Origin of the sequence: Pseudomonas sp. GXZC, assembly GCF_026967615.1 — a bacterium.
GTDB classification, from domain to species: Bacteria; Pseudomonadota; Gammaproteobacteria; order Pseudomonadales; family Pseudomonadaceae; genus Aquipseudomonas; species Aquipseudomonas azotoformans_A.
This window is the reverse complement of the sequence record NZ_CP114116.1, coordinates 51,786-65,663: the sequence shown is the minus strand read 5'-3', so window position 1 is coordinate 65,663 and position 13,878 is coordinate 51,786. Positions and strand designations below refer to the sequence as shown.

The following is a 13,878-nucleotide window of genomic DNA, read 5'->3' as shown; positions in this document are numbered from 1 at the left end:
AGGGGTTCCTTAGGAGGCGAAAGCCGCCATTAGCGTTTGCGTGGGGAAAGGGAGCGACGGAAGTCAGTCCCGCGTTGCTTCAGGAGTGCATCGAAGTTTCGGTCATTCGGCGAAATGGCAGGATTCAGTTGATTAGCCCAAGCCCCAAATTCGATACAGGCGCCCTGATTGCTGCAGGGGGACACAAGCATTTCCTGCAAATACTGGCAGTGAAGTTTGTCGTTGTTGTTCGCCCGGACTTCCCCCGTACCGGCCTGGATCTCTCCGCAGCGCGCTTGAGCGTATTGCAACGCCAAGTCTTCAAGTTGCGATGACGGGGTGTACGTTTCTGCCTGCGCATTGGCGGACACCGCGCAAACAAAGAGGATGACGAGTGGAATAAAGGCTTTCATGAGGTTTTGCTCATCAGTTTGAGGTGTTGGCCAAGATCTGCCCGGGTATTTCTTTCGATTTTTCAAATATCATCTCTACACCATCAAACTATAGATACTCTGTTATCCTATTGCAATTGCAAAAGGAGATTTTTGACGGCCGTTGATGCGTCAGTTTGGAACCGGCATAGCATTTGATTTTGGGTGGGCGTTTCGAAGGGAGGAGGAGTCAAAAAGGGCTTTACAAGTTCTGTTAAACAGAACGATACTAAACTGTAGAGACGATTAATTTCACTGGAGGGCGATGGCGGTGGCGATGAATGAGGTTATGCAGTTCAAGCAGGTGCTGGAGGTGTATCGGCAGTTGCTTGAATCGAATCCAGGTAAGGCCCTGCTGATTGGTGCTGGTTCTGTAGCGATTCTCGAAAACGGCTGTGTCGTCGGCGCTGCAATTGGTCTGAATGGGGCGCCTGAAGTTGATTGTGCGTATGACTTCGATCCCCGGGCGTATCACAGCGCCGACGGTCACTGGGATGGTGAAACTCCTGCACAGCTGCAAGAGAGCATCAATACACCGGTCTTTCTTGATCTCTAAAAACTGCCATCCCGCCAGGTGACCCAAGCTCAGCACTAAACCGCTGGGTCACCAACTTAAGTCATCACGGAAATGAATCCCATGAACCCCAGCACAACATCCGCATCGGTAAAGAAACCTACCCTAAGCCAGCTTCGCCTGGAGCGCTGCATCAACGCCAATGAGTTCCTGCAGGTAGTTGCCAGCTGCGGGCGCAACTTCTTCCGCAACACTGGCGCCGGCCATGATGGCTACCTGACCATGAACGGCCGGGGCACCATTGTCTGGTTCCACGACAATTACACCGGCCAGCGTATAAACGTGGCCAAGGAAGGATCCTGGTACGGCTTTTCGCACGGGGGGACGCTCAAATGGTTGGTCGGCGCAATTGGCAAGCATGTACTCACCGGATCGGAAATGCGCTATGGCTACTTCCAGCCCGTAATGGACAATGGGATGGAGAACCCGTGGGGCTATGACGACGACATTCTATTGGTCCGCGATGCCGGTGTTCGGTTGGGGCTGATAACCCCAGCCACCCCAGTCGTTGCGTTAGGGAAAATCAACACGGACTTAGATGCCCGCAGAAATAACGAGCAAAAAATTATAATAGCCGCTGCCGAGAGCTTAATTGAAGTCGGTTGCAGCGTTTCCGTTGTTGTGGGTGAAGTCGTGCTTCTTTCCGATAGCACGGACCCCATTGAAATTGATAAAGCTTTCTGCGAGTCGGGTGAGTCCGGGTTTAGTGTGAAGCGTGTTATCGATGGGGCGGTACAAGAGGGTTGGATCGAGTTTGTCAGTGCGTTTGGTATTGAAGTGACCGCAGACGACAATCTCCAGGTCCATCACGCGTTGCAGATGGTCAACGAGTTGGCCGCGCAATTGGGTCTACAGCGTAATGTCCCAATCTGCGAGTCGTGCGGTTATCAGGACCATCCTGATAAGTACGGTAGTCGCTGCCCTGAGTGTGGTGCCGACCCCATATAGGAAAGGTTGCTCAGGTGCGCCGCAAGCCTCGGCTAGTGCCGGGGCCGAGGGCGTAAAAACAGGGCTTTTTCCCGAGAATTGTAGGAGCAATGCGCAATGACGGAAATGATCACTCTCCAATCGGTGGTGTGCCCGGGCTGTGCCCAGGTTCTACCGATCGACAACCAGGGCTGCCCGAAATGCGGCTACGAGGACAACACTGCCGGCCGGATCCTGGCGCTTGATGAGATTATGAAGCTGCCGGCGGATGACCAAGCGCACACACTCAACGATGTGTCGCCGGCATTCATCGTCGCAATTGTGAATGCGGCACGTGCGGAAAAACCGACAACAGCGACGCTGGTTGAAGCGCTGGAGAAACTCGTCCTGCACTATTCGAATCCCGAAATCACCCATGTGGACTATCGTGTTCACGCCTGCAAAAGCGCAGAACAGGCCCTGGCAGCTTACAAGTCAGGCGTTCAGCCTTGAATCAGATGTCGATTGTAACGAACGCCATGGTCTACCCCTCTGTGAAAGAGGGAGTCCAGTGCGGTTTTATGGCACAAGGCGGTAGCGTCGACGACCACACGAAGATTTTCGAAGTCGAGAAGGCGATCTTGTCATGACGGATAAACGCAACGATCTGACCCGGGCGTCAGGCATCACGGCAGACCTCGTCTTGGAGCTAGGTGCCCATTTCAGTGCCCAGGACATGCGCAAGATGCAGACCGGCCTTACCACTGCTGCCCGCGAGCTCCGTAGCCTGACCCAAAACGGCTCTTTGCTCGGCCGTCTTGGCGAGAAGCTTTCTCACGAGCAACGCGAGCTGCTGACCAACGCCGCTGCGCTGTTGGATTCGGTCAAGTACAACGTCGAACATGCGAAAGAGCGCAAGGCCCGCGATGAGAAAGCCGTGACCCAGAAACGCCGGCTGTGGGAGCGAGAGGCCGATCAGCTTGTCAGCACACACTTTTCTCTGCCTGCGGACACGGTTGCCGAGCAGTTGCGAATAGTGGAGCTGTACTTGGTGGCTCGCGTGGTTTTGGGTCAAGCGGTCTATTTGAAGGACTACTCCCAGTTGCGCAGGATGATGCAAGACGAGCCGCCGCGCCGGGCTAACCAAACGATGGCTCAATGGCGTCGAAGTGAGGTGTCCAGCCTCCTGGCGGATATGAAATCAGCCATCCGCGACTACTTGGGCTGGGACCTGAACATCACACCAGCCCAGCGCCTGGATGAAACACAGCGCAGCCTGGAAACACGTCGCGCCGAGGTTCTTGCGCAGCCGCAAGCCTTAGAAACCCTCCGCATCTGGACCGAGGGGCTAAAGGGGGCGGCCTTTATTACTGGTGTAATGCCCTCTGGCGACCCCTCCAGATAGGGAAGGCATGGCTGCACCGTCAGACTGAGCCCTCTTGGCCATCGTCATCACTACATCGTTCGAGGGTCTATTGGCCTTATGACCGGACAAATCTATGTATATGCTTTAGGATACATAAAAGCATTAGCGCGGGTGGGGGCCGCCCACGTTGCCATTGCAGTTATTGGAGTTTGTATGTCGCCTTTCTCATCCCAGATTCTTGTATCACCTTTGCTTTCGGTGCGTCCCGTGAGATCGATCCATGGCTAATTCAAAAAGCCTATTGCTGGCCTACGAGGCGACAGGTGAGCATCGCGAAGTTGTGTTTGCCATTTCAACGAGCCAGGCCCGGGAGATCCTCTCCGCATTGATCTGTTCAAGTTCTGACGCACCCGTTGAATGCAAGCGCGCACCCTGGGCTGATGAATATGCCCAATCAGGCCGAATTCCTTTGTTGGCTAAGGTGGAGCATGGAATCAAGGCTCACTGCTCCTTGTGCGCAGAGGTGATCACTGATGTCGCTGAGGTGGTAATCGACGGCAGTGATGCATTCTGTAGGTCTGCCTGCGAGGCGAAATTCGTCAGTGCCCGGGCTATGGAAAAGGCTGTTCTGGACGAGGCCGCAGAGATCGCCCTAGTGCTGTGGCCTGAGGTGGTCGTGATGAAGGTTGAGATGGTCGAAGGGCGGGCGCGGGTGCACTTTACTTTTGGCAGTCCCGCTCGGCATGCATTCTGGTTTGTCGACGAAGACCAGGTGCAGGTCTCCCCTGTCGATGAGGAGAGTTGGGCGCATTTCAATGCCAAAATGAGGTTGTCCCGGCCGGCCTAAAAGATTACCCAGACCGCGTAGTATTTTTTGGTATGTGTAGTCGCCTGGCTGCGCCAGGCCATGTAACGCGCCGCTACGCGGCCGGTGGTTGAACAAAGCAAAAAGGACGGTCTGCTTCACCCATCAATTCGTTGAACCCGCAATTTAGGCGGTTTGGTGATCGTCGGCTCGGAAGACCTAATGTGCAGACCTGATCTTCCGGCCGGTGCTGCAAATCAACCTGCAGGTTGGAGTTGAGGGGCTGGTGCGGCGACCTGGGCCTGGTCCTTCGCAAGGGTGTGGGTGATCTCGGAGGCGCTTCGGTTACCGAGTTTCTGCTCCAGGGTATCTTTCACTGACTGCAGGGTGAGAATCCGAGCCGCTTCAACTGCGTGCTCAACTTTTTGACCTGCCGCTGTCAGTAGCAAAATGGTGTCGCACACGGTATTGATACCGGCCTCGCAGTGTTCTATTACGCCATCTTTCATCATTGGATGTACCTCATCGGGTTGGCACCCCCGCGGGATGCTGGGGTGTCCTAAGAGGATAAACGCTGCGTGTGTGCCGCTCAACGCTTAGCGGTATGCAGATGATCTTGAGTTTGAGATTCGTTCGGGAAGGCTCGATTACAGAGCGGGCCACTTGCTTGATGTGCGCACTCTGCACGTCGTTGCTCATCACGAGCCCGCTGGCTGACCAAGCCTGAAAAAGCATCATATGAGTATGATGGAATAGTAAAAATCAAAGCCTAAAAACCGGTTTACCTAAAGCATTTATCCGCAGGTGTTTGGCGATAGTCCATGCACCATTTACAGGCCTCATGTGGCTCCCCCATGGATCCGGTTATCCGCCGGCGCATCATCATCGCACCAGCCTCTCTCCAGGTAACTTCGACAGCTCCGTTATTGATCGCGATCTGTCTTTTTGCTTAACGCAATGTCGTAGTGGCTGGCCTGCTTGGGTGGGGCCTGGTGCCATCGGCGGGCTACGCCAATCGCTGCAGCCATCGCGTGCAGCTCTTTGTCAGTTGTGGCCACCAGGTGGCACATCACCATCCGTCCAACTCGTGCTCGCATATTGTCGACGCACACGGTCATCACTGGCTACCAAATAATTTATTTGATAGTGTCGATAATATACAATCGATCTTACTAAATTATTATTGTTTTCCGGTGGCCGCATGCGCGTAGATGCCCTTCAAATTAATGATCAGGGCTCGGTCGTAGTGGATTGCCTGGTGTTTACTTCCGATAGTGAGCGATCAAGAAATGACGGATGGATTAGGCGGCCTCACCTCGCAATTTGAGTCGAGCAGCAGCGGTGTTGCGCACCAGGCTGAGGACAAGATCACCGCTGTTGCCAGAACATGGGCGGACCATTTCAGAGTGGCCGAGGCCGAGAGAGATGGCTTTATACATCGATATGTTACCCGTTGCCGTGAGTATCGTTTTTGGTGTGTTTCGGCCGAGATCAAAGGGGTGTTGCACGCCGCCTGCCGGATTGAGGACGTCGTGTACCTGTTCGATGGCTCGCGAATCCATTCTCGGAGACTTATTCCAAAAAAAATTAGGCGCAACCATGTGACATACGGCTATGCCTTCATTGACTTACCGTCGTCCAATCCGGATGAGGTCGGGGCTGAAAGGGTAATTCGCCAAATAAAGAATGCTTGCCGGGAAGTTATAGAGTGTGTCAACTCGTTTGACAGCCTTACGACCTATAGCAAAGCGTTCGGGGAGCTGGTCTACCGGGCAATGGCCGCGGATGTCGGTCTGAGCCTGAACGATGGCCAGTCCCGGGATATGCGCTACGTGGGGCCGCGCAGGGCTTTCTACATGAGGATGAGTGCAGCAATTTTGAAGCGTTTCTGCAGTTTCCTCGATCCTGATGCTTTGCGTGTGGCTCGTGGGGTTGGCTGCCCGTCTGCGACTGTCTACAACTGGATTTCAGCTGGAGACGTGCAGCGGAGAATTCAAGCGGTTCGGGCCTATCCAGTCGTACTGCCGGTGCTGTTGCTTAGCAGCCCGAATACTGAGTATCGCTGTGGAGAAAGCGAGGTTCAGGAGGGGATGGCTTTGGCTGAATCGCTCGGCGTGTTGGTGGACGACGGAAAGAGTATTGCTCCTTACCTGGCCATGTTTTATGGGTGCTCGGAATCATTTATTAAGTCCGCCGGCCGCGTGTCGCCGAGGCACGTAGGATCCGCCCTCACGCAGATCGGAAGAAATGGTTGGGTATCTCCTCTTCGTGTCGTGCACCGGGGGTTTGAACTGGGAAATCGCCGGCCCACAGGAAAGACAGAGTGGTCGACCTGGAACAAGCTCTTCTGGCGGCTTCCAGGCGATCTTGAGTGGATGTTCCACCGCGAATTGATTGTCCCGTTTCTTTCAGGTTTGCCTGAGTGGTCCGCAAGTCAGTGGACAGAAATTTGCGAGAGGGCCGGGGATCTCAACGACCTCGAATTCAACGAGTTGAGCTTTGGGAACAATTCCGCAAAAAAGTGGACCCTCAAACGTCTCTTGAATATCAGTGGCGAATGGCACGACGTGCGTGCGCGGTTGAGTCAAGAGCTTTCGAAGGATGACGAAGCGAACCCAGAAGAAGACGATCGACCTTGGGTATCGATGTTACCTGGTCCTCTTCTGCATGAGCCTACAGGAATTGAAATTGTTGAGCTTTTGTTGCCTGATGAACTGGGGCTTGAAGGAAAGGCCATGTCCCATTGCGTGAGTGGTTACAGCGGTAATTGCTACAGCGGTCACAGCCGAATAGTTTCGTTCAGGATAGAGGGAAAATCGCTCGCCACCGCTGAATTTGGTCTGACGAAATGGTTGAAGAAACCCACCATTCATCATTTGTATCTTCGCCAATTGAAGGGCTACAGGAATGCGTCTATCCCTGCTACCAGTGAAGTTGGTCGCGCCCTTGCCTGGCTCAAAAAGCAGATAGCTTTGCGGAAGGTTTTGATCAACGTGGCATGGCCAGAAGTGCCCTATACCAGCAGGCCAACCCGTATGCAGTTAAGAGACGCACATATAAGAAACAGAATGATTCACTGGCTCGCTCTGAAAATGGACGCTGAGGTTAAGCGGGATTGGTCTGAGCGCTGGCAGAGGGTGTGACGATGTCATTCGTCCGTAATACATTTCCGCTTATCCCGGATCCTAGCCACTGGCAAGCGCACTGCGGGGTTCGAAAACTTGCTCAGACTGAGAATGATCCGTATGGCTGTGGCGTCGCGTGCCTGGCGATGATCAGTGGTATGAGCTTCGCCGAGGCGCGTGTTCAATTCATCAGTATTGGACTGGGCGTACGTCGATCGCAAAGGGCAGCATTTTCGACGTCGTCTCGGGAGATGCACATGGCCATCTCCAGTGTAGGATTGTTATCTGAGGCAAAACGCTGGAAAGGATGGCACCAATTTCACGGGCTCGGCGTGCTAAAGGTGCGGGACGATTGGCGCGGCGCGCATAAGAAGTGGCATTGGGTTGTTGCGTTTAGACATCCGACCCTCGATCTGGCGATCTTCGACCCTCACATGGCAATCCCAGCGTTCAAACAATTGTTGCTCGACGACACCTATTTGCCGTTCTCGATGTACGAGCCGAAAGGGGAGTGGTTCCAGGTCGAGCAACGCATACCGCTATGTACCTCGATGCGTTAGAGATGTGCGTTTCATCCGAGATGCCCAAGGCGTTATCGATCGCGGCCAGGCCCCCAATCAAAAAACAAGGCACAGTCGAAGAGCCTGTAAGTCGGGGAAACGGTCGATGACGAACCCGAGGAACGATCATGGTTAATTCGACCGCTGATCTTCGCTACCAGCTTCTTTCGTTGTTCGGCCTGGCAAGGGAGTGAAGGGAACCACCAAAAGCGATTTGGGTGAGCGGTTCTCTTTTAACTCCAATATGGCGGCAACATCCTTCGACCGACGTGGCCGACCACGATGAAGAAAAGCGCTATGTTTCTGATCACTTGGAGCACGTAATTAGGTTCCAATATTGTGCAAGGCTGCCGTTCGGATAGCCCGCGGGCGTGCAGTTCAAGATAGGCGTGAGAAACCGGCCAATCTCGAATGGTGCCGATGTCGCGTCGCGGGAAAGACAACCCTGAGGCGGCACACATTGCAGCGGTGAGTGCTGCGGTACTATCGGTATCACCCCCCTGAAAGATGACATCTTCGGTTGCATGGCGGGCACTACGAGCCCTGCTAGCAACAAAAGCTGAGGCAAGAGCTGTTCGATAAACGTAGCCATCGATCCCCGAGGAGCAGCCAATAACATCCAGTGCGCTTTCTGTTGAGGAACCTTCGGCGTCTTCATAGTCCAGGGCACACAAAAGGTTCTCAAGCTCGGCCAGATGGTCCTGTGATTCTGGGGTCGCGTGGCGATAGGCCGCCTTCCTGAACAAGTCGCTCATTTGAAGCCATGAAAGCCTACCCGCTATTGATGCTGCGCAAATGTCCGCCACCGCAGCCGACATGAACAAGGCCCGAGGGTCTGTGTGGGTCATGCCCGTTGACGCAACCACAAAGGCATCACGAGTGACTGGGTCGCCGGCATGATAGAGGCCAATAATGGGCGCGCGCATCAAGGGGCCGTTGCCCGCAGACGGCCGACCCGATTTGACAGGGGATCGAAAGCACATTGTGATGATGGATAGAAGCGTGGCCTTTCCCACACCAGGTGGGAGCGCCAGCAGCCAACGCTTGAGTCTGCGAGACAAGTGGCGCTCAAAAAGTTGCGCATCCGAGCGTGAGTCCATCAATGCCCTCGCGGTCAGAAGTGCATGTTCGGTGTCATCGCTGATCATTCCGAACCCACCGAAAAAACGCTGGGTAAGTCGGCCTCTAACCAGGACCCGAACGCGCCGCTTGGAGAGGTTTTCGAATGGTAATCCCAAGCTATCACCCATCGCCGTGCCAATGAGTGCGTCCAGATAAAGGTCGCTGCGCCCCGGCCCAACTTTGGGAAGTTCAGCCTCTACAGACTCAGGACGAGGCGCTTTGGAGATATCGCCGGTATGTTTGGACATGAATTTTTCCCTGAACTTAGACCTGCCGTACAATGGTGCAACCTCGCTCCACGTATTTCGACGTTAAAGCTTCCGACGTGATAACAACCAAGTTGGGATTGCCACAGGTCAGCGCAACCGGGTTTGAGGCTGGCAGCGGACTGGCCGATACCCGTTGTTCCACAATTTTTGCTGCCAGCTTCAGAGAGTCACCGCTTGCAGCTGCACTCAACGAGGAAGCCTGTTGCGCGCTGAGCGACACCCGCTCGTATTCCCACACAAGGTGTTGTCCACCCGCGAGAGAGTGGAACAACAAATCGCTGGCACTCACTGATTGTGTCTTCGAGGCACAGCCTGTGAGCGACAATAGGGCCAGCGCGGACGCGGCCAAAGTAATGCGAGCTTTCAGCATGGTTCGTTCCTTCATTGCAGTTCGGCCAACCCGGTGTGCTTATACTGACCTAGCCCCGCACAATGGCGAGGCGTGCGTGAACCTGGGCGGCTATTCTCTGTTACGTCGACTGACTGGCTTTGATGGCCATCGCTTCGGTTTTGGAAAGCTCGGCTAGCTTCAGCCGCTCTGCTTGGGAGAGAAATGCTGCCTTGCAAGCGATGAGACCCTCTGCTTCGATGGTGACGCGGTCACCGCCACCGACGGCTGGGAGGCCAACTCGAACTTTCCCTGCTTGGTATGCCGCTTTTACTGTCTCGTAGAACATGATGTTTTTCCTGCTTGATCGCTATGCCGCTACGTCAAAAAGCGTTCTATTAAGGTCCTTCGGGGTTCAGCTGAGGGCCTTCACCCTCGACACCAGGTTCCATATTCCTTTTGTGCCACTGGATGGAGCTTCGTAAAAGAGCTGCCTGGTCTTTCATATTGCTAGAGATCCCCTCCACGGGCTTGGACGTCCACGGAGTGTCTTCGTCGGGCGTGAAAAGCATGAGCCCGTCTTGTGTTGTGTGAACTGTCCCACCGTCGTACAGCACCGAAAAAATTCTGGTCTTTATACCTCTCTGATCGGTGTATTCAACCTCAAGATTTTCCATATCAAACGGGAGGACGAGTTGGGCGCCATATCCGTGACGTTCTGCTTCAGCCTTCAACACCAGCCATGCGTCTTTGATCGAGTGCTCGGTATTAAGGGTGGCATCCTTTTCCAAAATTGCGGCCACTTCGGGGGGGAATTCTGAAATAGGGCGGTTACCCGCACTCTCATTGACTTGCTCTAACTGCTCCTTGCGCATAATTCCGCCTCAATATGATGTCAGGGTTGAAAGTGCGGTGTTGCCACCGCACTGCTGGAAAACCAACTTGGGTCAAACTGTACTAGCGTCCTGGCCCATCGTTTTGATCCCAGGACGGCGGGATGTACGCATCTTCCTTCGGCCGGTTCCAATCAGCGGGAACCGGAGCGTTGAGAACGCCGGAGCGCTCTGGGAGTTTGAACTGCTTACCTGCCTGCTCAACGGAGACCCGGTCATCGATCGACTTCACATGCATGTCCGTCGCTTCCGCGAACTGACGAGATGCAACACCAAGCAGTCGTTTCGCCTCGGCGTTATGAGGATCGTTACGCACGTCGGTTTCCAACATGCGCATGATGTTGGTTTTCTCACGCAGCTGAATCTCGGTGTGGGTGAACTGTGCCAGCGATTCACGATCACGTTTCGCCCAGGCGGTGTATGCGGGATCCACCGCGGGTTGAATTACGGTAGACCCGGACGTGATCAGTCCAGCCAGAGGAGTGCCTGCAGCTGGGCTTGGCGCCGGCGGAGCGGTCGAGGTAGTTTGAATCAACGAGGTGAGGGGGGTGCCCGGGGCCTTCTGGGCCTGAGTTGGGCTCAGGCCTTGAAGTGCTGAGGTTGCCCTGGTCAAAAGAGCGACTGCAGCGGCCAAAGCAGGGCCTACAACCTTGCTGAACATCCCCCCGGATGTTGTGCTTGACGAGAGAAGGTTGCGCAGTACGCCCGACTTGGCCTCGCCCAGGAGTTTATCCTGGACCATTTCGATGCCCTTCTCTTTGAACATGTCCACCAGGGCGCCGGCGGTGGATGTTTTGTCGGGAGACTCTTTGCTGAGCGATTTCGCTCCACTGCTCACCACGCCTTGCAGCGTGCTGCTGTTGTGAAACAAATCGGTCACTTTCTTGAAGAGTGCCCGGGCGCCGCTTTGAAGTACTGTTTTTGGTATGGACATTTCAGCTCTCCAACTGCGTGTTTTTTTCAACAAGCTCGCAGAACTCGTCGATTGTGACGACGGCGGCCACCACATCGGCGTTTTCGATGGTGGTTCGTTCGGCCTCCACTCCCTTCAGCACCGTGGTGTAGCCGGCGATGTGAGTCAGAAGTTCTGCCTTTGATTCATCGGGTTCAGCACTGAGTTGAAGCGCCTGGGCGCAGCGCTCCAGGCGCTGCAGACGATGGCTAGTTTCGATAAGCATGATGTGCTCCATGCGGTTGGTGGGGGTTAGGCGGCACCGCGTGCCTTGTGGTGATGCAGTTCTTTGGCTTCCTGGCGCTGTTTCTCTTCGATGCACAGCGAAGTCGTAGGGCGCGACAGCAAGCGCTTGAGGCCGATCGGTTCGCCAGTGACTTCGCACCAGCCGTATGACTCGTCGTGGATGCGTTCAAGTGCCTTGGCGATTTTTCGACATAACTGGTGATTTCGTTCTGCATGACTCAATGCGGACGCGCGCTCTTCTTCTGCGCTGGCCCAGTCGGAAACGTCACTGACCGCAGGTCTGTCCTGAATCGTTTGACGTGCCTGGGAGTGTCGTTGCCGGGCCTCGTCTAGTTCGTGCAGAAGTAGCGATTCGAAAAACAGCAGTTGTGGAGCTGACATGTACTGGTCCTCAGGCATGCCAAGGAGTTGTTCAGTTGTGATGATTACGGTGTCGGCATCCGTGCCGACCACGGATGGTTGGGTTTGCATCCGAATGCTCCTGGTCAGTGGCCTGGGCCGGGTTGAGAGTAATGATCTGCATCGCCAATGTTCGCCGCGGCGGACCTTTGAGCCAGTGGCGTGATCGCGTCCAGGTGGGCGCACAGGGTTTCCAGAGCTGAAACTACGAGCTGACGAACCCGGCCGGAGGCGGTGGAACCGTGCAGGCCCTCCGTGAGATCGGAGGTAAGGTCGGTGATTACGCGATCACCCTGGCGGGTTCTGAATACGGAGGCGAGCGCGCTTGATAACTGCTGGTGAGCCCCTTGATTGGAAGCACGCAGCGCATTTGTTACCCGGTGTCTCGCTGCCGGAGAGTGATAACTACCCAGGGATAGATCGGTATTGGCGTGTGTTCTTCCAGCGAGGCAATACGAAATTTCGTGGACCTCGTAGGTTGGTAGTTGGCCAACAAATTCTGCCTGCTCGCGCATGGCGACGGGGTATGCACGGTTGTTTTCGAGGTCGGCATAGATGAATCGCCCAGAGAGGGTGGCTGGGTCGATCCCAATGGCCACTGCCTCTGAAGCGAGTTGAAGGCCAATCACCTGGTCGTTTTCGCCGATGATGATCAGCTCATCGAATTCGTGGAGTGAGGTCAGATCAAGCGCGTCAGGGCACGCATTCCCGCTGGGGTTGGGTTGTCTCATGGCACACCTTGCGCAATCTAATTTAACAACATGATTGCGATAATATAGCAGCGCATTTAATTCACAATCAAATGTTTGATAACGAGTTTACGCGATAAGTTAATTACCACTAATCCAGAAAATGCCTTTGCCGGCCACCTATTAACCCTGCGCGGAAGGTTGGTCAGGCAAGCTGACGTGAAACTGGATTAGTGGTAATCACTCATTCTTAGGGTTGAATTGGCATTGTTTGGCATAACAATGCCAGGCGCGGTATGCATGCACCGGCCTGACAAGGGGGAGGGGTTAGCGATCAAAACTGTTGTACTGGAAGTCACGCACAGCGCCGTTGATTCCGCGGTTGAGCTCTTGGCCTGCACCCCGAGCTGCAGCGGCCGCGCCGGCTCTCATTCCAGCGGCCGGGCCATTCGAAATGGCTTGCGAGATACCTTGCATCAGGGTGTTGCTGAAAATGCGAGTCGACGCATTCGCGGTATAGGGCGCCTGGTACACCGGCGCCGGAGTGTACTGATACTGCTGCCGCTGTTGATTCAGTTGGGCCTGCTGCAGCCGCACCTGTTGCTGAATGGCAGACTGCTGCACCTGGTATGTTGAGTTTTGAGTGCTCATGCGGCTTGTCTCATGCTCAATGCTCGCATGAATGCTGACACGGGATGGCTCCACCCCCTTGGCCATTAAGTAACTCGTGAGTGCAGCGGCGCGCTGTCCAAACAGTGGATCGGCGCCTGCATGTGGCCGGCTAGCGTTTGTTGAACTGGTGATTATCAGGGAGCTACCCGGGTAGCGTTGCAGTGACGTTGCCACTTCATCAAGTGCGCGCTGGGCCTGGGCAGTAAGCCGGTAGCTGCCTGGCTGGAACGCGATATTTTCAGGCAGTATGAGGTTGATTTTGTCGCCTTCACGCTTAACCGTAATGCCGCTACCCAGCAATTTCGATCGAAGGTCAGACTCCTGCTGATCCACGTAATAGCCGTAGCCGGCACCACCGGCGCCGCCGAGAGCACCTCCAATCACAGCGCCTTGAGCACGATTATCGTGATTAATTATTGCGCCGGAGGCGGCGCCTGCGAGCGCGCCAAGACCACCGTATCGGGCGGTGTACTGGTATTGCGGCGGAATATTGGAGCAGCCGGTGAGGATCGTCAGGATCAGGGCCGGGGGAATGAGCTTCTTCATGGTACGAACTCCTGTC

Annotated in this window: 19 protein-coding genes; 7 read left to right on the top strand and 12 right to left on the bottom strand. The window is 54.9% G+C overall.

The features are described from left to right. Window positions 1-29 precede the first annotated feature (29 nt). The gene (locus tag OZ428_RS33770; protein ID WP_269134416.1) at window positions 30-392 is read right to left on the bottom strand and encodes a hypothetical protein; all 363 of its coding nucleotides are present in this window, start codon (window positions 390-392) and stop codon (window positions 30-32) included. A 283-nt stretch (window positions 393-675) separates the two neighbouring features. On the opposite strand from OZ428_RS33770, the gene OZ428_RS33765 reads away from it, so the two are divergent. From OZ428_RS33765 to OZ428_RS33745, 5 genes are all read left to right on the top strand, one after another. Further along, window positions 676-966 (top strand): hypothetical protein, encoded by a 291-nt coding sequence (locus tag OZ428_RS33765; protein WP_269134415.1) that lies wholly within the window; start codon window positions 676-678, stop codon window positions 964-966. Window positions 967-1,047: 81 nt separating this feature from the next. Beyond that, window positions 1,048-1,932 carry a hypothetical protein gene (locus tag OZ428_RS33760; protein WP_269134414.1) on the top strand — a complete coding sequence of 295 codons (885 nt, stop codon included), beginning with the start codon at window positions 1,048-1,050 and terminating at the stop codon, window positions 1,930-1,932. 96 nt (window positions 1,933-2,028) lie between these two features. Further along, on the top strand, window positions 2,029-2,403 hold the full coding sequence (locus OZ428_RS33755) for a zinc ribbon domain-containing protein (RefSeq protein WP_269134413.1): 375 nt from the start codon (window positions 2,029-2,031) through the stop codon (window positions 2,401-2,403). A gap of 133 nt (window positions 2,404-2,536) precedes the next feature. Beyond that, a complete protein-coding gene (locus OZ428_RS33750) occupies window positions 2,537-3,295 on the top strand; it encodes a hypothetical protein (RefSeq protein ID WP_269134412.1) in 759 nt (252 codons plus the stop codon). A 241-nt stretch (window positions 3,296-3,536) separates the two neighbouring features. Next, window positions 3,537-4,103 (top strand): hypothetical protein, encoded by a 567-nt coding sequence (locus tag OZ428_RS33745; protein ID WP_269134411.1) that lies wholly within the window; start codon window positions 3,537-3,539, stop codon window positions 4,101-4,103. 215 nt (window positions 4,104-4,318) lie between these two features. Here the strand turns inward: OZ428_RS33745 and OZ428_RS33740 are convergent, their stop codons facing one another. Continuing rightward, window positions 4,319-4,573 (bottom strand): hypothetical protein, encoded by a 255-nt coding sequence (locus OZ428_RS33740; RefSeq protein ID WP_269134410.1) that lies wholly within the window; start codon window positions 4,571-4,573, stop codon window positions 4,319-4,321. 411 nt (window positions 4,574-4,984) lie between these two features. Beyond that, window positions 4,985-5,131 carry a DUF4031 domain-containing protein gene (locus OZ428_RS34540; RefSeq protein WP_330914077.1) on the bottom strand — a complete coding sequence of 49 codons (147 nt, stop codon included), beginning with the start codon at window positions 5,129-5,131 and terminating at the stop codon, window positions 4,985-4,987. A gap of 204 nt (window positions 5,132-5,335) precedes the next feature. Here OZ428_RS34540 and OZ428_RS33730 point away from each other — a divergent pair, with 204 nt between their 5' ends. Both OZ428_RS33730 and OZ428_RS33725 read left to right on the top strand, forming a co-directional pair. Further along, entirely contained in the window at window positions 5,336-7,204 is a 1,869-nt protein-coding gene (locus OZ428_RS33730) for a hypothetical protein (RefSeq protein WP_269134409.1), read from the top strand. A 239-nt stretch (window positions 7,205-7,443) separates the two neighbouring features. Next, the gene (locus tag OZ428_RS33725) at window positions 7,444-7,746 is read left to right on the top strand and encodes a hypothetical protein (protein ID WP_269134408.1); all 303 of its coding nucleotides are present in this window, start codon (window positions 7,444-7,446) and stop codon (window positions 7,744-7,746) included. Between the two features lie 233 nt (window positions 7,747-7,979). Here OZ428_RS33725 and OZ428_RS33720 read toward each other — a convergent pair whose 3' ends face one another. From OZ428_RS33720 to OZ428_RS33680, 9 genes are all read right to left on the bottom strand, one after another. Beyond that, window positions 7,980-9,116: an ADP-ribosylglycohydrolase family protein gene (locus tag OZ428_RS33720; protein WP_269134407.1), complete on the bottom strand. Its 1,137-nt coding sequence runs from the start codon at window positions 9,114-9,116 to the stop codon at window positions 7,980-7,982. A 16-nt stretch (window positions 9,117-9,132) separates the two neighbouring features. Then, window positions 9,133-9,507: a hypothetical protein gene (locus tag OZ428_RS33715; RefSeq protein ID WP_269134406.1), complete on the bottom strand. Its 375-nt coding sequence runs from the start codon at window positions 9,505-9,507 to the stop codon at window positions 9,133-9,135. 100 nt (window positions 9,508-9,607) lie between these two features. Next, a complete protein-coding gene (locus OZ428_RS33710) occupies window positions 9,608-9,814 on the bottom strand; it encodes a hypothetical protein (protein WP_269134405.1) in 207 nt (68 codons plus the stop codon). Window positions 9,815-9,863: 49 nt separating this feature from the next. Beyond that, window positions 9,864-10,340 carry a hypothetical protein gene (locus OZ428_RS33705; RefSeq protein WP_269134404.1) on the bottom strand — a complete coding sequence of 159 codons (477 nt, stop codon included), beginning with the start codon at window positions 10,338-10,340 and terminating at the stop codon, window positions 9,864-9,866. Between the two features lie 82 nt (window positions 10,341-10,422). After that, complete coding sequence (locus tag OZ428_RS33700) at window positions 10,423-11,292, bottom strand: hypothetical protein (protein WP_269134403.1); 870 nt, start codon at window positions 11,290-11,292, stop codon at window positions 10,423-10,425. A 1-nt stretch (window position 11,293) separates the two neighbouring features. After that, window positions 11,294-11,536: a hypothetical protein gene (locus OZ428_RS33695; RefSeq protein ID WP_269134402.1), complete on the bottom strand. Its 243-nt coding sequence runs from the start codon at window positions 11,534-11,536 to the stop codon at window positions 11,294-11,296. Window positions 11,537-11,562: 26 nt separating this feature from the next. Beyond that, window positions 11,563-12,027: a TraR/DksA C4-type zinc finger protein gene (locus OZ428_RS33690; protein ID WP_269134401.1), complete on the bottom strand. Its 465-nt coding sequence runs from the start codon at window positions 12,025-12,027 to the stop codon at window positions 11,563-11,565. Window positions 12,028-12,041: 14 nt separating this feature from the next. Next, entirely contained in the window at window positions 12,042-12,686 is a 645-nt protein-coding gene (locus OZ428_RS33685; RefSeq protein ID WP_269134400.1) for a hypothetical protein, read from the bottom strand. A 285-nt stretch (window positions 12,687-12,971) separates the two neighbouring features. Next, a complete protein-coding gene (locus OZ428_RS33680; RefSeq protein ID WP_269134399.1) occupies window positions 12,972-13,862 on the bottom strand; it encodes an OmpA family protein in 891 nt (296 codons plus the stop codon). Window positions 13,863-13,878 lie beyond the last annotated feature (16 nt).